This window comes from Actinoplanes sp. NPDC000266 (assembly GCF_042899005.1).
GTDB lineage: Bacteria > Actinomycetota > Actinomycetes > Mycobacteriales > Micromonosporaceae > Actinoplanes.
Map to the genome: position 1 here is coordinate 176509 of NZ_JBIAZI010000007.1, position 21457 is coordinate 197965.

The window sequence follows — 21457 nt, forward strand, 5'->3', positions numbered from 1 at the left end:
ACGGACTATTCGGGGCGTCCCGGCCAGGCCATCGTGGCCGGCGCGACCTCGGCCAGCCGGCGCCACCGGGTCGCCCGCACGGCGGCCTCGGTCATCGCGGCCAGCGCGGTGGCCCGCTCGGCGCCCTCGGTCACCGGCAGCACCGGCCGCCAGCCCTGCGCCACCCCGTCCTCGACCTGGATGGCCAGCTTGAGGGCGGTCGCGCGGTCGGTGACCTCGTACGGCAGCTGGTAGCCGGCCGGCGAGGGCGCCGCACTCGCCTTGAGCTGCGACAACCGGCCCACCAGATAGTCGCGTTTCTGCCGGTGGGCCTGCTCGGCCGCCCGCGCCTCGGTCACATCGCCGTCGCTGTCGAGGTGGACGCCGATCACCCCGTACGCGTAGATGGCGGCCTCCTCGGCCGCCAGTGCCGCCCCGAGCTGCTCGTTCACCCTCTTCATCGCAGAGCCTCGGCGTGCGTGGCCCGGCAGGCGGCGATCGAGCCGACCAGGCCGGCCCGGTCGGGGGCGGCCACCTTGCACGCCGCCACCGCCGTCTTCTGGGCGGCCTGCTCGGCCTGGCGCAGGGCGGCCACCGTGGTCGCCGGCCCGGCGCTCGCGCTCGGCGCCGGCCCTCCGCTCGCGAGCGGCTCGCCGATCAGCCGGGACATCTCGGCCGCGTGCGTGCGGTGGTCGGCGGCCAGCGGCTCGAGGCGGGTGCGCAGGCCGGGCTGGCCGACGATCGCCTGGTCGTACGCCGCGGCGAGCGCGACCGCCTCGGCCAGCAGGGGCTCGAGCGGATCGGGCGCCTTCGGCGGCTCGGGCTCGTCGTCGTCACCGAGGAGCCCGCACCCGCTCAGGGCGGCGGCGCCGAGGCCCGCGACCGTGCCGAGGACCCGGCGGCGGCTGTGTCCGATCTCCCATTTCTCCCGCACGGCGCCAGTCAACACCATGCGGTACAGCCGGTGACCTGCGGATGGCGCGGAATCGGTGCGGCGCCGAACCGTCGATGCCACCGGCGCGTTACGCTCTGCGTCAGCCGCGGGGCACATCGCCCGGCGGCATAGAGTCGTTTCTCAGTTTTTTGACGAAAGGTCGAGGCCCGATGACGCAGCGTGGTCGCGCCGGTGCCCGGCCTGGTGGCCGTAAGAAGCCGGAGGAGCGGGTTCCCGCTCCGCCCCGTGTCGATCTCGTCGCGGCCAGGGCGCGGGTCCGCGCCGTGATCGAGCCGGTGGTCGCCGGGGCCGGGTACGACCTGGAGGACGTCAGCGTCGCCCGCGCCGGTCGCCGGCACGTGGTCCGCGTCCTGGTCGACACCGACGGCGGCATCGGCCTGGACGACGTGGCCGTCGTCTCCCGCGCGATCTCCGAGGCGCTCGACGCCGCCGAGGAGCGCGGTGACGAGGTCCTCGCGGGGGAGTACCAACTGGAGGTCGGCTCGCCGGGCGTGGACCGGCCGCTGACCGAGCCGCGCCACTGGCGGCGTAACCGGGGCCGTCTGGTCGCCGTGAACGGCATGACCGGACGGGTGACCGACGCCGGCGACGAGGGCATCGTGCTCGACGTCGACGGCACACCGCACGAGCTGAGCTATTCCGAACTCGGCGCCGGAAAGGTGCAGATCGAGTTCAAGCGGCTCGACGAGGCCGACTTCGGCGACGAGGACGACGACGACATCGACACCGACGATAGGGAGGGCGAGGAGTGAACATCGACCTCGCGGCGCTGCGCGCCCTGGAGCGCGAGCGGGAGATCCCGTTCGAGACGATTCTGGCGGCCATCGAGACCGCCCTGCTCACCGCGTACCGGCACACGGAGGGCGCGCAGAGCCACGCCCGCGTGGAGATCGACCGCAAGTCCGGCGTCGCCTCGGTGCTGGCGCAGGAGCTGGACGCCGACGGCACGGTGGTGCGTGAGTGGGACGACACCCCGCACGACTTCGGCCGCATCGCCGCGATGACGGCCAAGCAGGTCATCCTCCAGCGGCTGCGCGAGGCCACCGACGAGCAGCACTTCGGTGAGTACGCGGGACGCGACGGCGACCTGGTCACCGGCATCGTGCAGGCGGACGCCGCGCGGGCCGAGAAGGGCATCGTCATCGTCGACCTCGGCAAGATCGAGGCGGTGCTGCCGCAGTCCGAGCAGGTGCCCGGCGAGCCGTACGAGCACGGGTCCCGCATCCGCGCGATCGTGGTGCACGTGGCCAAGGGCTTCCGCGGCCCCCAGGTGACGCTCTCCCGGTCGCACCCGGCGCTGGTCAAGAAGCTCTTCGCGCTCGAGGTGCCGGAGATCGCCGACGGCACCGTCGAGATCGCCGCGATCGCCCGTGAGTCAGGTCACCGTACGAAGATCGCGGTGCATTCGACGGTTCCGGGCGTGAACGCCAAGGGCGCGTGCATCGGTCCCATGGGCCAGCGGGTCCGGGCCGTCATGAGCGAGCTGCACGGCGAGAAGATCGACATCATCGACTACTCGGACGACCCGGCCCAGTTCGTGGGCAACGCGCTCTCACCAGCCAAGGCCCTGCGGGTCGAGGTGGTCGACGCGGCCAGCCGGACGGCCCGGGTCACCGTGCCCGATTTCCAGCTCTCGCTGGCGATCGGCCGGGAGGGTCAGAACGCCCGGCTCGCGGCCCGGCTCACCGGCTGGCGCATCGACATCCGGCCGGACAACGAGCCGGCCGGGGCCTCCGACCGCGATGCGGCCGAGGCGGGAAGCTGACCGGATACGCGTTCCGGACGTCTGAGGAGTAGACTTTCACGTGGCCGGTCCGACACGAACCTGTGTTGGCTGTCGCAAGCATGCGCCGGCCTTCGAGTTGATTCGGTTCGTCGCGGCCGGCACCGGGGAAGATCTCCGGCTCCAGCCCGATCCGGACCGCCGACTGCCGGGCCGGGGAGCGCATCTGCATCCCGATCCGGCTTGCTTCGCGCTGGCGGAGCGGCGTCGTGCCTTCGGGCGCGCGCTGCGTCTCACCGGTGTTGCTGACACCGGATTGCTGGCCGAGCACATCCGTACGGCCTTGCCGTGCGGAACGACAGATGACACGGCCGCTGTGGCCGCGTCATGACCCAGCAAGGTAGGACGACCCAGATGAGCACACGATGAAGTCCCTGAAATGAACAGGCTTCTAGTGCACGAGTGAGGTCGTTGCGGGTGCGCTCGCACGACCTCGAAGTGAGGAGTGCAGTGCCAGGAAAGGCCCGCGTACACGAGCTCGCCAAAGAGCTCGGGGTCGACAGCAAGACCGTTCTCGCCAAGCTCAAGGAGATGGGCGAGTTCGTCAAGTCCGCATCCAGCACGGTCGAGGCCCCCGTGGCCCGGCGGCTGCGTGGCGCCCTCGAGGCAGGTTCCGCTCCGGCGGCTCCGTCCCCGTCCGCGCCCGCCGCCAGCAGTGCTGCGCCCAGCGCGCCGTCCGCGGCTCGCCCGGCTCCGCCCGCCGCGCGTCCCCAGCCGCCGCGTAAGCCCGGCCCCGCCGCCGGTGGCGCTCCCAGCGCCGCCCCGACGTCGCCGGCCCCGTCGCCCGGCTCTTTCGCGCGTCCCAAGCCGTCGGTTCCCGGACGTCCGGGCCCGACACCCGGCCCGGTCGCCAAGCCGGCCAGCGCCCACGACATCGAGGTCGCGGCGGCCGAGGCCCGTGCCTCGGCGCTCAAGGCCGAGCAGGAGGCCGCGGTCAAGGCCGCTCAGGCCGCCCGCACCCGTGACGCCGAGCGCCGGGCGCAGCAGCCCCCGGCCGACAGCGGCGCGCCTCGTGGCCCGGGCGGTCCGCGCCCCGGCCCCGGTTCGGTTCCGCCGCGCCCGGGTTCGCCCGCGGCTCGTCCTGCCCCGCAGGGCGGTGCTCCGTCCGGCCCTCGCCCCGGCCCCGCCGGTGGCAACACCCCGCGTCCGCCGTCGCGCGGCCCGGGTAACAACCCGTTCGGCGTCTCGGGTGGCAACGCCGCCCGTCCCTCGCCGGCCTCCATGCCCCGGCCCAACCAGCCGGGCATGCCCCCGCGGCCCAGTCCCGCGTCGATGCCCCCGCGGCCCAGCCCCGCGTCCATGCCCGCGCAGCGTCCGGCCGGCCCCGGCCGTCCGGGTGGCGGCGCCGGTGGCCGTGGCGGTCCCGGTGGCGGTGGCGGCGGTCGTGGCGGCCCCGGTGGCGGTGGCGGCTTCCGTCCCGGTGGCGGCGGCGGCGCTGGTGGCGGCTTCCGCCCCGGTGGCGGCGGCGGCGCTGGTGGCGGCGGTTACCGCGGCGGCCCCGGTGGCGGCGGCGGTGGCGGTGGCTACCGCGGTGGTCCCGGTGGTGGCGGCGGCGCTCCGGCCGGTGCCGGTGCTCCGGGCCGTCCCGGTGGCGGCGGTCGCGGTCGTGGCGGCGGTGCCGCGGGTGCCTTCGGGCGTCCGGGTGGCCGGCCGACCCGCGGTCGCAAGTCGAAGAAGCAGCGGCGTCAAGAGTTCGACAACCTGTCCGCCCCGCAGATGAGCTCCGGCGCTCCGCGGGGTCAGGGTCAGGAGATCCGGCTCTCCCGCGGCGCGTCGCTCTCCGACTTCGCCGACAAGATCAACGCGAACCCCGGCTCGCTGGTCCAGGAGATGTTCAACCTGGGCGAGATGGTGACGGCGACGCAGTCGTGCTCCGACGACACGTTGCTGCTGCTCGGCGAGCACCTGGGCTTCACGGTGAGCATCGTCAGCCCCGAGGACGAGGACCGTGAGCTGCTCGCGCAGTTCAACATCGACCTCGACGCCGAGGTGGCGGAGGACCGTCTGGTCACCCGTCCGCCGGTCGTGACCGTCATGGGTCACGTCGACCACGGTAAGACGAAGCTGCTCGACGCGATCCGCAAGACCAACGTGGTCGCCGGCGAGGCGGGTGGCATCACCCAGCACATCGGCGCCTACCAGGTGCACTACGAGCACAACGGCGAGGACCGGGCGATCACCTTCCTCGACACCCCGGGTCACGAGGCGTTCACCGCCATGCGTGCCCGTGGTGCCCAGGTGACCGACATCGTCATCCTGGTCGTGGCGGCCGACGACGGCGTGATGCCGCAGACGGTCGAGGCGCTGAACCACGCCAAGGCGGCCGAGGTGCCGATCGTGGTGGCGGTCAACAAGGTCGACAAGCCGGACGCCAACCCGGACAAGGTGCGTCAGCAGCTGACCGACTACGGCCTGCTCGCTGAGGAGTACGGCGGCGACACGATGTTCGTCAACGTCGCGGCCAAGCCCGGCATCGGCATCGACGAGCTGCTCGAGGCGGTCCTGCTGACCGCCGACGCGTCGCTGGAGCTGACCGCTCCGATCGACGGGCCGGCGCAGGGTGCCGTGGTCGAGTCGCACCTCGACAAGGGCCGTGGTGCGGTCTCCACCGTGCTTGTCCAGAAGGGCACGCTGCGGGCCGGCGACTCGATCGTGGCGGGTGGCGCGCACGGCCGCGTCCGCGCCATGCTCGACGAGAACGGCAAGGCGGTGACCGAGGCCTTCCCGGCTCGTCCGGTGCTGGTCCTGGGTCTCACCTCGGTGCCGGGAGCGGGCGACACGTTCCTCGCCGGCGAGGACGACCGCACGGTCCGGCAGATCGCCGAGCAGCGGCAGGCCCGCCGCCGCGCGGCCAGCTTCGCCAACTCGCGCACCAAGGCGACTCTCGAGACGCTCATGGAGCAGCTCAAGGAGGGCGAGAAGACCTCGCTCACCCTGGTCATCAAGGGCGACTCGTCCGGTTCGGTCGAGGCCCTCGAGGACGCGCTGTTCAAGCTCGAGATCCCGGACGAGATCCAGCTCAAGGTCATCCACCGCGGCGTCGGTGCGATCACCGAGAGCGACGTGAACCTGGCGAGCGCCTCCTCGGAAGCGACCGCCACGATCATCGGCTTCAACGTCCGGGCCTCGAACAAGGTCAAGGAGATGGCCGACCGGGCGAACGTGGAGATCCGCTACTACAGCGTGATCTACCAGGCCATCGAGGAGATCGAGGCCGCGCTCAAGGGCCTGCTCAAGCCGGAGTACGAGGAGGTCGAGCTGGGCACCGCGGAGATCCGCGAGGTCTTCCGCTCGTCCAAGATCGGTCTCATCGCCGGCTGTCTGGTCCGCAGCGGTCTCATCCGCCGCAACGCCAAGGCCCGCATCCTGCGGGACGGCAGCGTGGTGGCCGACAACGTCACGATCAGCTCGCTGCGCCGCTTCAAGGACGACGCCACCGAGGTCCGCGAGGGCTTCGAGTGTGGTGTGACCATGAGCGGCTTCGGCACCCCGCAGGTCGGCGACGTGATCGAGACCTTCGAAATGCGCGAAAAGCCGCGGGCGTAGCGAAAGTGTGATGGGAGCCCCCTGTCCGCGGAAAGCGCGGACAGGGGGCATTTCGCTACCTATGCCTGCGATGGGGGCCGAGCCCCCAAACCCCCACGGTGCGGTGCCTGCGCCTGCTGCGTCCGTCGCGCCGCCTGCCAAGATGGTCCCCATGTCCCGGTACGCCCTGCTCCTTGCTCCCTCCGCCAATCGTGTGTACGCCGATCAGGCCTCCCGTCTCGCGCTGGCCGAGCTGGCCGCCTTCGGTAACGTGCTTTCTTCCGAAATTTCGGACATCGGGGTCACGCTTCTCGGTGGCGTGGAGTATCTGACCTTCTCCGGCGCTCTGGCCGATCGGGACATTTCGTACCTGTCCAACCTGTCGTCGGCGTATGCGCTGTTCGAGCAGGTGGACGAGCTGCTGCGGCCGATCATGATGACGCCGCTGGCGCGGTACGACAGCGACCTGATCACCATTCCGAAATACGCGGGCAAGACCAACGAGCAGTTCACCAAGCTGGTGCTCAACCTGACGCTGCTCGCCTCGGCGTCGGCCGCGAAAATGCTCGACGGGCACCTCACCGTGCTCGACCCGCTGTGCGGCCGGGGGACGACCCTCAACCAGGCGCTGATGTACGGCTACGACGCGGTCGGGGTGGAGATCGACGGCAAGGACGTCGAGGCGTACAAACTCTTCCTCCAGACCTGGCTCAAGCGCAAGCGTCTCAAGCACACCGCCGAGCTCGTGCCCGTGCGGCGCCAGGGCAAGCGGGCCGCGCGGCGGCTCGAGGTGACGATGGCGGCCAGCAAGGACGACCACAAGGCGGGCGCGGTGCAGAAGATCACCGTTCTGCAGGCCGACACCACCCAGCTCGAGGGCCTGCTGCGGTCCGGGGTGGCCGACGTGCTGGTGGCCGACCTGCCGTACGGCGTGGCCCACGGCAGCTACGACGACGAGGGCGGCATCTCCCGGCGGCCGCTCGACCTGCTGGAGCGCGCGGTGCCGCAGTGGCTGCCCCTGCTGCGCCCGGGCGGCGCCGTCGGCCTGTCCTGGAACACCAAGGTCGCGCGGCGCGAGCTGGCCGAGGACATCCTGCTGGCCCACGGGCTGGAGCTCGTCGAGCAGCTGCCCCTGGAGCACCGCGTCGACCAGGGCATCGAGCGCGACGTTCTCATCGCCCGGAAAACCGGCTGAGAACTGTCGTACCCCGGCGGTAACCTTCCCGCTGATGTATACGGAAACCGCAGTGTTCGACCTGCTCCTGCCCGGCGACTCCCGGTCGCTCAAGCAGAAGCGTTCCTACGTACGCCCGATCCTCGCGATGCTGAAGAAATACGAGGTCAGCGCAGCCGAGGTGGGCATGCACGACCTGCACGGCCGCGCCCAGGTCGGCGTGGCCGTGGTCGCCGCCGAGCCGGCACAGGCCCGCGCCGTCATCGACACCTGTGAGAACCAGATGGCCGGCCGCCCCGAGATCGAGTTGCTCTCGGTCAAGCGCCGCCTCTACGGGCAGGACGACTAGTTCGGCCCATGGGCGGGCTGGGTAGGCTTCAGCAGTTGGGCGGGGTAGTCGGACCCGCGGGATCACAGTCGGAGGTGGGCGATATGTCGGACCCGGCCAAGACGCGCCGTCATGCGGAGCGCGTACGGGAGCTGGTGGCATCGCTGGTACGAGAGATCAAAGATCCCCGGCTCGGCATGGTGACCATCACGGACGCGCGGATCACCGGCGATCTGCGCGAGGCGACCGTCTACTACACGGTGCTCGGCGACCCGACCGAGCAGGCGGCCACCAAGGCCGCGCTGGAGAGCGCCAAGGGCATGCTGCGCAGCCGCGTCGGTCACGCCCTGGGGCTGCGGCACTCGCCGAGCCTGGCGTTCGTGCTGGACAACGTGCAGGACCAGGCCAAGGAGATCGACCACCTGCTGGCCGAGGCGCGCCTGCGTGACCAGGAGGTGCAGCGGCTCGCCGCCGGCAAGCAGTACGCGGGCGATCCCGACCCCTACAAGGCCGAGGACGACGAGGACGAGGACGAGCGGGTGGGCGCCCGCGAGGACCAGGGGTGAGAACGGTCTCCAGCATCCCCGGGGGCATGGCCCCCGGGGGCGTTCCCCGGCCGGCCGACGGTCCGCGGTCCGCCTGGTCCTTCGGGGCCGCCGCGCTCTCCGGTGGTGAGACCGGTGTCCCGGCCGTGATCGGGGGAGTGGCCGACCTCGAGTGGACGGCCGCGATCGACGCGGTCCGGGCGCTCGGGCCCGACGACGAGGTCCAGCTCATCTGCCACGTCAACCCGGACGGTGACGCGCTCGGCAGCATGCTCGGCTTCGGCCTGGGGCTGCGCCGGCTCGGCGTGACCCGGCTGCGGGCCACGTTCCCGGGCCGGTTCGAGGTGCCCGTGCCGTACCGTGATCTGCCCGGCAGCGACCTGCTGGTGGCCGAGGACGAGGCGTACGAAAGCCCGGCCTTGATCATGGTCTTCGACGTGGCGGCCGAGTCGCGCCTCGGTGACCTGGTGCGCCTGCTGCCCAGCGCGCCGGCCGTGATCGTGCTTGACCACCACGCGTCGAACACCGGCTTCGGCGGCGTCAACCTGGTGGCCCCACGGGCCGCCGCGACCTCCGTGGTGGCCGAGGGGCTGTTGAGCCGGCTCGGTGTGCCGCTCGACGCCGAGATCGCCGAGTGCCTCTACGTGGCGCTGGCCACCGACACGGGCTCGTTCAAGTTCGATCTGACCACGCCCGAGGTGCATGAGCTGGCGGCCCGGCTGATCGCCACCGGCATCAGCCCGGCCGAGATCTCGCGGCGGATCTTCGACACCCGCCCCTTCGGGGCGATGAAACTCTCCGGCGAGGTGCTGGGCCGGGCCCGTCTCGACGTCACGGCGGCGGGTGGGCGCGGTCTGGTCTGGACGTACGCCACCACGGCCGACCTCGAGAGGTACGACCAGAAGCCGTACGTCCTGGAGTCGCTCATCGACCCGGTCCGCAGCGTCGCCGAGGCGGATGTGGCGGTGCTGGTGAAGGAGATGACGGCCGGGGAGTGGGCGGTGTCGCTGCGCTCCAAGGGCGCGGTCGACGTGAGCGCGGTGGCGGTGGCGCTCGGCGGTGGCGGCCACCGGCTGGCGGCCGGTTTCACCGGTTTCGGCTCGCCGGAGGAGATCGTCCAGCAGGTCAAGGATCTCCTGGACGTCAATCTCACCCAGTAGTAACGGTCGGCCTCAGGCCGGTGTCGCCTCGGCGACACCGGCTTTTTTCGTGTCCCGCTTCGTGGGAAGCAGCCGGTGCCCGAGCGAACTGAACGATAGTTTGGGTCCTGAACGGTGATTAGGTTTTGCGCGGTCGTGACCACTGCCCGCCGCGAGACCTCGAGCCACCCGGGCCCACCCGCCCGGGCAGCGTCGCCCTCGCCAGACGTCCGGCGATCCCGGACCGGCCCCGCGACGCTCCGCTCGACCAAACCTCAGGCGCCCCGCGCCTTCACCCACCGTGGAAGGACCACGATCATGGCCGCTAAGCCGAAGCCCTCCGCCACCGACGAAGCCCGCGAGGCCGCGCGCCGCGCCCTGCAGACGTCGATGGACACCCGCCAGTAAGCATCCATCTGGATTGCGCTCCTTACGGCCGGGCGGGCATCATGAGTAACCATGAGCCCGTCTGCCCGGCCTTCTGAAACGCCCGCGTCCGCGCGGCGGATCGCGGCGCTCGCCCTTCCGGCGCTCGTCGTGCTGGCCGCGGAGCCGCTCTACGTGCTGGTCGACACGGCTGTCGTCGGTCACCTCGGTGCGGTGCCGCTGGCCGCGGTCGCCGTCAGCGGGACCGTCATGTCGGTCGCGGTCTGGTTCGGCACGCTCATGGCGTACGGGACCACCGGCCGTGCCGCCCGCCGCTTCGGGGCCGGTGACCGGGCCGCCGCGGTCGCCGAGGGTGTGCAGGCGTCCTGGCTCGCGCTCGGCATGGGCGTCGTGCTCGTGCTGCTGGCCCAGATCGGCGCCGGGCCGCTGGTGCGCGCGCTGGCCGGCGACCCCGCCACCGCCGAAGCGGCCGCCCACTGGCTGCGTATCGCCTCGTTCGGCATCCCCGGCCTGCTGCTCGCGGCCGCGGGCAACGGCTGGATGCGCGGCGTCCAGGACACCCGGCGGCCGCTGTTCTACGTGCTCGGCGCGAACGTCCTCTCGGCCATCCTCTGCCCGCTGCTCGTCTATCCGGCCGGCTGGGGCCTCAACGGCTCCGCCGTGGCCAACGTGGTCGCGCAGAGCGTCTCCGGCGGCCTCTTCCTGGCCGCACTCGTCCGGGAGACCCGCGCCCTGCGGCCGGTGCCCCAGATCATCGTGCGGCAGGTCGTCCTCGGCCGCGACCTGCTGATCCGCGGCGCCTCGTTCCAGGCCTGCTTCCTGTCGGCCACCGCCGTGGCCAGCCGTTTCGGGGTGGCCGCGGTCGGCGCCCACCAGATCGCCCTCCAGCTGTGGTTCTTCAGCGCGCTGGCCCTGGACGCGGTCGCCATCGCGGCCCAGTCGCTGGTCGGCGCGACCCTGGGCGCCGGCGACGCGAAGGCGGCCCAGGAGGTGGCCCGGCGGGTGACCATCGCGGGCGCCCTGGCCGGCGTGGTCTTCGCGGCCCTGGCCGCGGCCGGGGCGGGGGCGATCCCCGGTTGGTTCACGCCGGACCGGGCGGTGCACGAGCAGGCGGCGGTGGTCTGGCCATGGTTCATCGGTCTGATGCCGTTCGCCGGCATCGTCTACGCCCTGGACGGGGTACTGATCGGCGCCGGCGACGTGCGTTTCCTGCGCGACATCACCCTGGTCGCGACGTTGCTCGGCTTCCTGCCCGCGATCTGGATCGCTTACTGGCTCGACCTGGGCCTGGGTGGCGTGTGGGCCGGCCTGGCCTTGCTGATCGCGATCCGCTTCGCCGGCACGGTGTGGCGCTGGCGCTCCGCCCGCTGGGCCATCGTCGGCGCCGAACTGAAAGCCCCGAACACCAAGGTCGCCTGAGAAACGCCGCCGCACCGCGAGATCGGCGTCACGACTTGACGCGCGGAGGTGCCCTGGCGCTGCCGTTGGCGATGCCCAGGTTTCGCAGCGCGCCCGTGCTCGTCCTGTCCGCGATCGTGCCGCTCCTGGGCGCCGCGTTGATTCTGTTCACCCCGTGAGCGGGCTGAGGGCTGGGCGGGAGCGGGCTGACCCTAAGGTGGTCGGGTGAGTGCGGACGGACTGATCGTGGTGGACAAGCCGGCGGGGATGACCTCGCATGATGTCGTGAGCCGGATCCGGCGGCTGGCCAAGACCCGGCGGGTCGGGCACGGCGGGACGCTCGATCCGATGGCGACCGGTGTGCTGATCATCGGGGTCAACAAGGCCACGCGGCTTCTGACGTACGTCATCGGGTCCTCCAAGAGCTATGCCGCCACCATCCGGCTCGGGCAGTCGACGATCACCGACGACGCCGAAGGGGACGTCACCGCCACCACGCCGGCCGGTCATGTCGCCGATGACGCGATCCGTGACGGGCTTGCCCAGCAGCGCGGTGAGATCGACCAGGTGCCCAGCGCCGTGAGCGCCATCAAGATCAACGGGGAGCGGGCCTACAAGCGGGTCCGTGAGGGCGAGGAGGTCGAGATCCCGGCGCGGCGGGTCACGATCTCGAAGCTCGACGTGCTCGACATCCGGCGTGACGGGGACTTCGTCGACGTTGACGTCGATGTCACCTGCTCCTCCGGCACCTACATCCGCTCGATCGCGCGCGATCTCGGGGCGGGGCTCGGCGTGGGCGGTCATCTCACGGCCCTTCGCCGTACGGCCGTGGGTGGCATGACGCTCGACGAGGCGCTCACCCTCGACCAGCTGGCCGAGCGCGAACCCGGGGAGGTCGTCACGCTGCCGATGTCCGAGGCCGCGCGGCAGGCCTTCCCTCAGCGGGAGGCGACCGCGGACGAGGCACGTGTGCTCAGTCACGGTGGCCCTTTGGCCCCGGTCGGCATCGAGGGGCCGTACGCCGTCTTCTCTCCGCAGGGTGACGTGCTGGCCATCGTCTCCGAGCGTGAGGGCCGGGCCCGGGCCGAAATCGTGCTGGCGCCTGCCTGACGCGTCACGCCTGATACGCCCGGCCCGGGGCGGGGTGTCGAGCCCGATACGCTGAGAACCGCTAACGAGCGAACACCGAAGGGGTACGCGGACATGCAGCGGTGGCGGGGCTTCGAATCGGTGCCGGGAGGCTGGGGCCGGTCGGTCGTCACGATCGGCGTCTTCGACGGTGTGCACCGCGGCCATCAGATGATCATCGGGCACGCCGTGAAGCGGGCCCATGAGCTGGGGCTCCAGTCGGTGGTGGTGACCTTCGATCCGCATCCGGCCGAGGTGGTGCGGCCCGGTTCCCATCCGGCCGTGCTGACCGAGCCGGCGCGCAAGGCCGAGCTGATCGAGCAGCTGGGCGCCGACGCGCTCTGCGTGGTGCCCTTCACCAAGGCGTTCTCGCAGCTCTCGCCCGAGGCCTTCGTGCACGACGTGCTCGTCGAGTCGCTGCACGCGGCGGCCGTGGTGGTCGGCGACAACTTCCGCTTCGGTCACAAGGCGGCCGGCGACGCGGCCCTGCTCGAGCGGCTCGGCACGTCGTTCGGGTTCACGGTCGAGGACGCCCCGCTGGTCTCCGAGGACGGGCTGGTCTTCTCCTCGACGTACATCCGCAGTTGTGTCGACGCCGGTGACGTGCGGGCGGCGGCCGACGCACTCGGGCGGCCCCATCAGGTCGGCGGGGTCGTGGTCCGTGGTGACCAGCGCGGGCGGGAGCTCGGCTTCCCGACCGCCAACCTGATGACCCATCGCTACGCGGCCATTCCGGCCGATGGTGTGTACGCCGGTTACTTCCTCCGCGCGGACGGCAAGCCGTTGCCGACCAGCATCTCGGTCGGCACCAATCCCACTTTCGAGGGCCGGGAGCGCCGGGTCGAGGCGTACGTGCTGGACTTCGACGGTGATCTCTACGGCGAGCGGGTCAGCCTCGACTTCGTGGCTCACCTGCGCGGACAGGTGACTTATACGACCATCGACGCGTTGGTCAGCCAGATCCGCGAGGACGTGGAACAGACCCGAGTGTTGCTTCGGTGACTGCCTGGTAGGGTTGACTCGCGGCTGGCTTATCCAGCCAGCAGTTAAGTGTGTCCAGATTCCGCGTTCCTGCCCGACGCCGCGGGTGCGGATTCCGAGATTGTCGGCAACACAGAAGTTCGGAGAACATGGCGCTCGATCAAGAGACCAAGACCAAGATCATCGACGAGTACAAGTCGAAGGACAGCGACACCGGATCCCCCGAGGTTCAGGTCGCGATGCTGACGAAGCGGATCGCCGACCTGACCGAGCACCTCAAGGTGCACAAGCACGACCACCACAGCCGTCGTGGTCTGCTGCTTCTGGTCGGCCGTCGCCGCCGTCTGCTCAACTACGTTCAGAAGAAGGACATCGCGCGCTACCGGACGCTCATCGAGCGTCTCGGCCTGCGCCGCTGATCTGACGGGGGAGTGGCCACCAGGCCGCTCCCCCGAGCTTCACCCGCACCACAGCACCAACCCACGGACCCGCGCGGTACGCAGGCAAAGCCACCGGTCCTCGGTAGTGGTTCCCAGGCGTTCATTCCTGGGCACTTCGATCGAAGACCGGCAGCCTGAAACCAACCGCGCTGTGTAGACCGCCGGGTCCTCGACGAAGGAGTACCGCACCACATGACAGAGCAGAACGCTCTCGGCACCGAATCTCGCACCGCCGTCATCGACAACGGGTCGTTCGGCACCCGCGAGGTGACTTTCTCCACCGGCCGGCTCGCCAAGCAGGCCGCCGGCTCGGTCATCGTCCAGCTGGGCGACACCACCGTCCTGTCCGCGACCACGGCCAGCAAGCAGCCGAAGGAGCACTTCGACTTCTTCCCGCTGACCGTCGACGTCGAGGAGCGGATGTACGCCGCGGGCCGCATCCCCGGCTCGTTCTTCCGCCGTGAGGGCCGCCCCAGCGAGGACGCGATCCTCACCTGCCGCCTCATCGACCGGCCGCTGCGCCCCTCGTTCACCAAGGGCCTGCGCAACGAGGTCCAGGTCGTCGAGACCGTGCTGGCCCTCGACCCGTCCCACCCGTACGACGTGGTCGCCATGAACGGCGCCTCGCTGTCGACCAAGCTGTCCGGCCTGCCCTTCAGCGGCCCGATCGGCTCGACCCGGGTCGCGCACATCGACGGCCAGTGGGTCGCCTTCCCGACCATCGAGGAGCTCGAGCGGGCCACCTTCGACATGGTGGTCGCCGGCCGGGTCGTCGGTGACGGCGATGTCGCGATCATGATGGTCGAGGCCGAGGCCACGCCGAACGCGGTCAAGCTGATCGCCGGTGGCGCCACCGCCCCGACCGAGGAGGTCGTGGCGAGCGGTCTCGAGGCCGCCAAGCCCGCCATCCGCGAGCTGTGCCGCGCGCAGAGCGAGCTGGCCGAGATCGCCTCGAAGCCGGCCGTCGAGTTCCCGGTCTTCCTGGACTACCAGGACGACGTCTACACCGCCGTGACCGAGGCCGTTCGCGAGGAGACCGCCGAGGCCCTCAAGATCGCGGCCAAGCAGGAGCGCGAAGAGGCCCTCGACCTGATCAAGGCCAAGGCGCACGAGCTTCTCGACGAGCGCTTCGAGGGCCGCGAGAAGGAGATCAGCGCGGCCTTCCGCTCGGTCACCAAGTCCGAGGTGCGCCAGCGCGTGCTGCGTGAGCAGGTCCGCATCGACGGCCGTGGCCCGCGCGACATCCGTCCGCTGTCGGCCCAGATCGGCGTGCTGCCCCGCGTGCACGGCTCGGCCCTGTTCGAGCGTGGCGAGACCCAGATCCTGGGCGTGACCACGCTGAACATGCTGCGCATGGAGCAGGCGCTGGACACCCTGGCGCCGGAGAAGTCCAAGCGCTACATGCACAACTACAACTTCCCGCCCTACTCGACCGGTGAGACCGGCCGGGTGGGCTCGCCGAAGCGCCGCGAGATCGGCCACGGCGCGCTGGCCGAGCGGGCGCTCGTGCCCGTGCTGCCGTCGCGCGAGGAGTTCCCGTACGCGATCCGCCAGGTCTCCGAGGCTCTCGGGTCCAACGGCTCGACCTCGATGGGCTCGGTCTGCGCCTCGACGCTGTCGCTGCTCAGCGCCGGTGTGCCGCTGAAGGCGCCGGTCGCCGGCATCGCGATGGGCCTGATCTCGGACGAGGTCGACGGCAAGACGCAATACGTCGCGCTGACCGACATCCTGGGCGCCGAGGACGCGTTCGGCGACATGGACTTCAAGGTCGCCGGCACCAGCGAGTTCGTCACCGCCCTGCAGCTGGACACCAAGCTCGACGGCATCCCGTCGGACGTGCTGGCCGGCGCTCTCCAGCAGGCCCACGAGGCCCGCGCGACGATCCTCGGCGTGATGGAGCAGGCGATCAACGCTCCGGCCGAGATGTCGGAGTACGCGCCTCGGGTCACCTCGGTGAAGATCCCGGTCGACAAGATCGGCATGGTCATCGGCCCCAAGGGCCAGACGATCAACGCGATCCAGGACGAGACCGGCGCCGACATCTCGATCGAGGACGACGGCACGATCTACGTCGGCGCGACCAACGGCCCGTCGGCCGACGCCGCGGTCGAGCGGATCAACGCGATCGCGAACCCGACGCTGCCCAAGGTCGGCGACAAGTTCCTCGGCACCGTGGTGAAGACGGCCGCGTTCGGCGCCTTCATCTCGCTGCTGCCCGGCCGCGACGGCCTGCTGCACATCTCCAAGGTGGGCGACGGCAAGCGGGTCGAGAAGGTCGAGGACTTCCTCAACGTCGGCGACAAGGTCGAGGTGTCCATCGCGGACATCGACGCCCGCGGCAAGATCTACCTCGACAAGGTCCGCCCCGAGGGCGAGGAGGCCCCCGCGGCCGCTCCCGCCGCCTCGGGTGAGGGCGACGGCGGGCGCCCGCCGCGCGAGCCCCGCGGCGAGGGTGGCGGCGAGCCCCGCCGGCGCCGTCGCTCCGGCGGCGACCGTGGTGGCGAGCGTCGCGAGTAATCACCAGTGACAACGAGCAACAACCGCGGGCCGGCCGGAAGGCCGGCCCGCGTTACTACCAAGACCCTGCAGGACGGTGTGAAGCGGACCGTCCTGCCCAGTGGTCTGCGCATCGTCACCGAAGCCATCCCCACGACTCGGAGCGCCTCACTCGGCGTCTGGGTGGGCATCGGCTCGCGTGACGAGACGCCGGGCATGTCCGGCGCCTCCCACTTCCTCGAGCACCTGCTCTTCAAGGGCACCCACAAGCGCACGGCGCTGCAGATCTCGGCCGAGATCGAGGCCGTCGGCGGCGAGACCAACGCCTTCACCACGAAGGAGTACACGTGCTACTACGCACGGGTGCTCGACGCCGACCTGGCGCTCGCGGTGGACGTGATGTGCGACGCCGTGGCCGACTCGATCATCGCGCCGGCCGACGTCGAGACCGAGCGCGGCGTGATCCTCGAAGAGATCGCCATGCACGAGGACGAGCCCGGTGACGAGGTGCACGACGTCTTCACCGAGGCGATCTTCGGCGACCACCCGCTGGGCCGGCTGATCTCGGGGACCGAGGAATCGGTCACCCCGATGACCCGGAACCAGATCAACAGCTTCTACAAGCGGCGCTACACCCCGCCCAACATCGTGATCGCGGCCGCGGGCAACCTCGACCACGCCACGGTCGTCCGGCTGGTCCGCAAGGCCCTGGCCGGCACGGCGCTGGACACCGGATCGGCCGAGCCGGCCGGACCGCGCCTCGGGTCGAAGCGCGTGCCCACCCAGCGCCCCCACACGGTCGTCCGCAACCGCGACACCGAGCAGGCGCACGTGGTGCTCGGCGGTGTCGGCATCGGCCGCCGCGACGAGCGCCGCTTCGCCCTGGGCGTGCTCAACAACGTCCTCGGCGGTGGCATGTCCAGCCGCCTCTTCCAGGAGATCCGCGAGAAGCGGGGCCTGGCCTACTCGGTCTACTCGTACGCCAGCCAGTACGCCGACGCCGGCCTGTTCGGCGTCTACGCCGGCTGCGCGCCCGGCAAGATCGAGGAGGTCCTCGACCTCACCCGGGCCGAGCTCGAACGGGTGTCGGCCAAGGGCGTCGACGCCGAGGAGATCGCCCGCGGCAAGGGCATGGTCAAGGGCGCCTTCGTGCTCGGCCTGGAGGACACCGGCTCGCGGATGAGCCGGCTGGCCAAGTCGGAGCTGCTCTACGGCGACCTGATGTCGGTCGACGAGCTGCTCGGACGGGTCGACGCGGTCACCGCCGACGAGGTCAACGCGATCGCCGCCGACCTGTTGGCCCAGCCGATGTCGCTGGCCGTCGTGGGGCCGTTCGACGAAGCCGCTTTCCCGGCTCGCTAACCTTGGGCCCCGTGACAACGCTGGAGAAGCCGCCGCCCTCGCCCGAGATCACTCCGGAGCAGCGCCGCCGCCGGGTCATCGGCATGTTGATCTGGGCGGCGGCCTTCGCCGTGTTCGTGGCGCTGGTGGGCGTGCCGACCAGCGACGTGCTCATCGCGTTCGGCTGGCTCTGGCTGGGCACCATCGCCTGGCGCAACTATCTGCCGTGGCGCGAGCATCTGCTGTTCCTGCGCGACTGGCTGCCGGTGGTGCTGCTGCTGGTGTTCTACAACGTCTCACGCGGCTCGGCCGACAAGCTCTTCGATCCGCATGTGTACCCCATGATCGACGCGGACAAGGCGCTGTTCGGCGGCCACATCCCCACCGTCTGGCTCCAGGAGCACCTCTACACGAAGCACGTGCCGTGGTGGGAGGTGGTGACCAGCCTGGTCTACATCTCGCACTTCCTGGCCGTGCCCACGGTCGCGGTCGTGCTGTGGGTACGCAGCCGCAGGCTCTCGTACCGGTTCATGCGCCGGTGGATCTTCCTCAGCATGGCCGGCCTGATCACGTACTTCCTCTATCCGGCGGCGCCGCCCTGGTGGGCCTCCGAATATCACTACATCCCCGAGCACGTCATGCGCTTCTCGCTCCGCGGTCTGGAGGTGCTCGGGCTGCACGGCGCCGGCAACACCCTCAACGCGCTGCAGGTCGAGCAGTCCAACCCGGTCGCGGCCATGCCCTCCCTGCACACCGCGTACGCGATGATGGCGGTCGCGTTCTTCCTGCCGATGGTCCGCAAGCGCTGGTGGCCGCTGCTGTTCGCCTATCCGCTGGCGATGACCTTCACGCTGGTCTACACCGGCGAGCACTACGTGATCGACGTGCTGGTCGGCTGGCTCTACGTGGCCCTGACGTTCGCGGCCGTGGGCCTGCTGGAACGCTGGTGGAGCAACCGGGCTAAGTTGTCGCAGTGACTGAACCGATCCGTGTGGGCGTGCTCGGCGCCAAGGGCCGCATGGGCTCCGAGGCCTGCAAGGCCGTGGAGGCGGCGGCCGATCTCGAGCTGGTGGCCGCGCTCGGCCGCGGCGACGACCTCGAGGCCGCCGCGAGCGCCCAGGTGCTGGTCGACCTCACCAATCCCGGCGCGGTGATGGACAACCTGCGCTGGGGCCTCGAGCGCGGCATCAGCTTCGTGGTCGGCACCAGCGGCTTCACCGGCCAGCGCCACGAGCAGATCCGGTCCTGGCTCGCCGCGCAGCCGTCGGCCGGCGTGCTGATCGCGCCCAACTTCGGCATCGGCGCGGTCCTGATGATGCAGTTCGCGGCCAAGGCGGCCCGTTACTTCGACTCGGCCGAGATCATCGAGCAGCACCATCCGCGCAAGCTGGACGCGCCGAGCGGCACGGCCACGCACACCGCGCGCCTCATCGCCGGCGCCCGCGCCGAGGCCGGGCTGGGCCCGATGCCGGACGCGACCAAGGAGGAGGTCCCGGGAGCCCGGGGAGCCGACCTCGACGGGGTACGGGTCCACGCGGTCCGCGCGGCCGGGCTCGTGGCCCACCAGGAGGTGCTGTTCGGCAGCCTGGGCGAGACCCTGACCATCCGGCACGATTCGCTCGACCGGGTGTCCTTCATGCCCGGGGTTCTTCTGGGCGTACGGAAGATCCTCTCGCGTCCCGGCCTGACGATCGGGCTCGACAGCTTCCTGGACTGAGTGATGGCTGACGAGTTGACCGTGCGTGGCCGCCGCCTGCGGGTCGTCGCCACCCTGGTCGTCGGCGCGCTGCTGCTGGCCGGCACCTTCTGGGGCGTCGACGACGACTTCCCGTTCGGCCCGTTCCGCATGTATTCCACGGCGCCCGACCCCAACGGGGACGCCAAGGACACCCGGGTCGAGGGCGTCGACACGGCCGGGCGCACGGTCGCGATCACCGAGGGCAACAGCGGCATCCGCCGGGCCGAGATCGAGGGGCAGCAGCAGGCGTACGAGTCGGATCCGTCCCGCCTGAGCCGGATCGCCGACGCCTACGCGTCGCACACGCCGGGCGCGGCCCCGCTGCGCACCGTCAAGATCGTGATTCGCTGGCACGGCATCGAGCACGCCCGCCCGACCGGCGACTACCGCGACGAGGTCGTCGCCGAATGGACGCGGCCATGAGGTGGCTCTTCTCGCCGGTGCCCCTGGGCCGGGTGGCCGCGTTCCGTACGCTGGTCCATGCCTTCGTGATTCTGGATCTGACGGTCTTCACGCCGTGGGTCCGCTCGCACGCCAACACTCCCGGCGACCTCTACCAGCCGCTGCTGGTCGGCCGTCTTCTCCACCTGCCGACGCCGGGACCCCTGCTCGTGTGGGGGGTGTTCTGGCTGCTGCTCGTGCTGTCGCTGGCCGCCGCCACCGGCCGGGCCCCGCGCGCCCTCGGCTGGGCGGTGTTCGCCCTCTACTTCGAGTGGATGATCATCGCGATGAGCTACGGCAAGGTCGATCACGACCGGGTCGGCCTGCTTGTCGCCCTGGCCGTCCTGCCGACCGTCGGCCGCGCTCGCCACGGTCAAACGGAGATGTCGGAGAAGGCCGGATGGGCGCTGCGGGTCACCCAGATCGCGGTGATCTGCACGTACTTCCTGGCCGCCATGGCCAAGCTCCGCTTCGGCGGCATCGACTGGCTGACCAGCGCGGTGCTCGCCCAGGCGATCATCCGCCGGGGCACCTGGCTGGCCGACCACATCGCGGTGGTGCCGGGCCTGCTGATCGCGGCCCAGTTCGGGATCATCCTGTTCGAGCTGCTCAGCCCGCTGATCTGGGTGATACCGCAGAAGTGGCGGAACTGGGGCGTCGCCTTCTTCTACTCGTTCCACGTGATGACGTTCTCGATGATCACCATCTCGTTCGCGCCGCACCTGGCCGCGATGGCGAGCTTCCTGCCGCTGGAGAAGGTCCGCCCGATCGAGTGGGTGCGCCGCCGCTCCCGGCCCGGCGCGGTGCCGAACCGGGAGCCGCGAGCCGGTTAGGCCACGAAGCGGGAGCGGCGCCGGCGTCCGATCACGAAGCCGGCCGCGCCGAGGAGCAGGAGCGCGCCGCCGATGACGGCCACCAGCCCGGTCGCGGTGCCGGTCACGGGCAGGCCGCCGCCCTCGCCGCCGGTGTCCTCCGAGCCGGCGGCGGGGGCGCTCGAGCTGGTGGTGGAGGTGGGAGCCGGTGCGACGGTCGCCGTGACGCTGGCCGTGGCGCTGGGCGTGACGCTGGCCGTGGCGCTGGGCTTGACGGTCGCCGTCGGCGTGGGCTGAGAAGCGCAGTCGAGCGCCCGCGCGGCGTACAGGCCCTCGTTCAGGTAAGCCAGGTAGACGTCGACGGAGTCGCTGTCGAGCGTCTTGTTGGCGGCCGCTTTCACGTTGGCCCCCGCGTCCTCCGGCATCGTCCGGCCGATCGAGATCCGCAGATCATGCGACCAGGCCGCCTTCCAGTCGTTCTTGAGGAAGGCCCGCAGCTCCTCCGGGGTGCCGCCCATTTTCTTCTGCAGGGCTGGCGGCAGGACCGGCAGCGACTCGGTCGCGTCCAGGATCCGGTAGGCCAGCAGCCGCACCTCGCTGTCGGTGGCGGTGTCCAGATCGATGGTGAAGAGCTGGCGGACGTCCTTGAAGACCTTGCGCTCGACCGTCTGGCAATCAGCGCCGAGCACGGGCGGCTCGGCCTGAGCCATCGCCGGCGCCGCCGGAATCAGAAGGGCCAGCGCCATGAGAACGCCGGCCGCCATCTTTCCTCGCACGTGTTTCGTTCCTCCCCGTTTCGAATCGAAGCAGGGAGATGCTACAGAAGCCCAAGTTGCAGGACAGCCCGGCAGCCGCGGCAGAGAGGGT

The 21457-nt window shown here is 70.9% G+C and carries 22 protein-coding genes; 19 read left to right on the forward strand and 3 right to left on the reverse strand.

Translation table 11 applies throughout. The features are described from left to right. Positions 1-5: 5 nt before the first annotated feature. Both ACFY36_RS28285 and ACFY36_RS28290 read right to left on the reverse strand, forming a co-directional pair. The gene (locus ACFY36_RS28285; RefSeq protein ID WP_499748936.1) at positions 6-440 is read right to left on the reverse strand and encodes a ferritin-like domain-containing protein; all 435 of its coding nucleotides are present in this window, start codon (positions 438-440) and stop codon (positions 6-8) included. Further along, entirely contained in the window at positions 437-931 is a 495-nt protein-coding gene (locus ACFY36_RS28290) for a hypothetical protein (protein WP_499748937.1), read from the reverse strand. Before ACFY36_RS28290 ends, ACFY36_RS28285 begins: the two co-directional genes overlap by 4 nt. A gap of 152 nt (positions 932-1083) precedes the next feature. On the opposite strand from ACFY36_RS28290, the gene rimP reads away from it, so the two are divergent. The 19 genes from rimP (at position 1084) to ACFY36_RS28385 (ending at position 20611) form a co-directional block, all read left to right on the forward strand. Beyond that, the gene (gene rimP, locus ACFY36_RS28295; RefSeq protein ID WP_499748938.1) at positions 1084-1686 is read left to right on the forward strand and encodes a ribosome maturation factor RimP; all 603 of its coding nucleotides are present in this window, start codon (positions 1084-1086) and stop codon (positions 1684-1686) included. Continuing rightward, complete coding sequence (nusA, locus tag ACFY36_RS28300) at positions 1683-2699, forward strand: transcription termination factor NusA (protein ID WP_499748939.1); 1017 nt, start codon at positions 1683-1685, stop codon at positions 2697-2699. The genes rimP and nusA overlap by 4 nt, the downstream gene beginning before the upstream one ends. Before the next feature lie 40 nt (positions 2700-2739). Beyond that, the gene (locus tag ACFY36_RS28305) at positions 2740-3048 is read left to right on the forward strand and encodes a YlxR family protein (protein WP_499748940.1); all 309 of its coding nucleotides are present in this window, start codon (positions 2740-2742) and stop codon (positions 3046-3048) included. Between the two features lie 119 nt (positions 3049-3167). Next, a complete protein-coding gene (infB, locus tag ACFY36_RS28310; RefSeq protein WP_499748941.1) occupies positions 3168-6263 on the forward strand; it encodes a translation initiation factor IF-2 in 3096 nt (1031 codons plus the stop codon). 151 nt (positions 6264-6414) lie between these two features. Continuing rightward, on the forward strand, positions 6415-7437 hold the full coding sequence (locus tag ACFY36_RS28315; protein WP_499748942.1) for a TRM11 family SAM-dependent methyltransferase: 1023 nt from the start codon (positions 6415-6417) through the stop codon (positions 7435-7437). Between the two features lie 34 nt (positions 7438-7471). Continuing rightward, the gene (locus ACFY36_RS28320; RefSeq protein WP_499748943.1) at positions 7472-7765 is read left to right on the forward strand and encodes a DUF503 domain-containing protein; all 294 of its coding nucleotides are present in this window, start codon (positions 7472-7474) and stop codon (positions 7763-7765) included. A gap of 83 nt (positions 7766-7848) precedes the next feature. Next, complete coding sequence (gene rbfA, locus ACFY36_RS28325; protein ID WP_499748944.1) at positions 7849-8310, forward strand: 30S ribosome-binding factor RbfA; 462 nt, start codon at positions 7849-7851, stop codon at positions 8308-8310. Then, entirely contained in the window at positions 8307-9449 is a 1143-nt protein-coding gene (locus tag ACFY36_RS28330) for a DHH family phosphoesterase (protein WP_499748945.1), read from the forward strand. The genes rbfA and ACFY36_RS28330 overlap by 4 nt, the downstream gene beginning before the upstream one ends. 438 nt (positions 9450-9887) lie before the next feature. Beyond that, on the forward strand, positions 9888-11234 hold the full coding sequence (locus ACFY36_RS28335; RefSeq protein ID WP_499748946.1) for an MATE family efflux transporter: 1347 nt from the start codon (positions 9888-9890) through the stop codon (positions 11232-11234). Between the two features lie 35 nt (positions 11235-11269). Further along, positions 11270-11392 (forward strand): hypothetical protein, encoded by a 123-nt coding sequence (locus ACFY36_RS28340; RefSeq protein WP_499748947.1) that lies wholly within the window; start codon positions 11270-11272, stop codon positions 11390-11392. Positions 11393-11438: 46 nt separating this feature from the next. Beyond that, complete coding sequence (truB, locus tag ACFY36_RS28345) at positions 11439-12323, forward strand: tRNA pseudouridine(55) synthase TruB (RefSeq protein ID WP_499748948.1); 885 nt, start codon at positions 11439-11441, stop codon at positions 12321-12323. A 93-nt stretch (positions 12324-12416) separates the two neighbouring features. Next, positions 12417-13343 carry a bifunctional riboflavin kinase/FAD synthetase gene (locus ACFY36_RS28350; RefSeq protein ID WP_499748949.1) on the forward strand — a complete coding sequence of 309 codons (927 nt, stop codon included), beginning with the start codon at positions 12417-12419 and terminating at the stop codon, positions 13341-13343. A gap of 128 nt (positions 13344-13471) precedes the next feature. Beyond that, positions 13472-13741 carry a 30S ribosomal protein S15 gene (gene rpsO / locus ACFY36_RS28355; protein ID WP_499748950.1) on the forward strand — a complete coding sequence of 90 codons (270 nt, stop codon included), beginning with the start codon at positions 13472-13474 and terminating at the stop codon, positions 13739-13741. A gap of 213 nt (positions 13742-13954) precedes the next feature. Further along, positions 13955-16279 (forward strand): polyribonucleotide nucleotidyltransferase, encoded by a 2325-nt coding sequence (locus tag ACFY36_RS28360; RefSeq protein ID WP_499748951.1) that lies wholly within the window; start codon positions 13955-13957, stop codon positions 16277-16279. A 6-nt stretch (positions 16280-16285) separates the two neighbouring features. Continuing rightward, a complete protein-coding gene (locus ACFY36_RS28365) occupies positions 16286-17620 on the forward strand; it encodes a M16 family metallopeptidase (RefSeq protein ID WP_499748952.1) in 1335 nt (444 codons plus the stop codon). A gap of 83 nt (positions 17621-17703) precedes the next feature. Beyond that, positions 17704-18576, forward strand: a complete 873-nt coding sequence (locus ACFY36_RS28370; protein WP_499749318.1) for a phosphatase PAP2 family protein — start codon at positions 17704-17706, stop codon at positions 18574-18576. Then, complete coding sequence (dapB, locus tag ACFY36_RS28375) at positions 18573-19316, forward strand: 4-hydroxy-tetrahydrodipicolinate reductase (protein WP_499748953.1); 744 nt, start codon at positions 18573-18575, stop codon at positions 19314-19316. Before ACFY36_RS28370 ends, dapB begins: the two co-directional genes overlap by 4 nt. Positions 19317-19319: 3 nt before the next feature. Further along, positions 19320-19760, forward strand: a complete 441-nt coding sequence (locus tag ACFY36_RS28380) for a hypothetical protein (protein ID WP_499748954.1) — start codon at positions 19320-19322, stop codon at positions 19758-19760. Beyond that, on the forward strand, positions 19757-20611 hold the full coding sequence (locus ACFY36_RS28385) for an MFS transporter permease (RefSeq protein WP_499748955.1): 855 nt from the start codon (positions 19757-19759) through the stop codon (positions 20609-20611). The genes ACFY36_RS28380 and ACFY36_RS28385 overlap by 4 nt, the downstream gene beginning before the upstream one ends. Here the strand turns inward: ACFY36_RS28385 and ACFY36_RS28390 are convergent. Continuing rightward, positions 20608-21366: an LPXTG cell wall anchor domain-containing protein gene (locus ACFY36_RS28390; RefSeq protein WP_499748956.1), complete on the reverse strand. Its 759-nt coding sequence runs from the start codon at positions 21364-21366 to the stop codon at positions 20608-20610. The genes ACFY36_RS28385 and ACFY36_RS28390 overlap by 4 nt on opposite strands. Between the last annotated feature and the right edge of the window lie 91 nt (positions 21367-21457).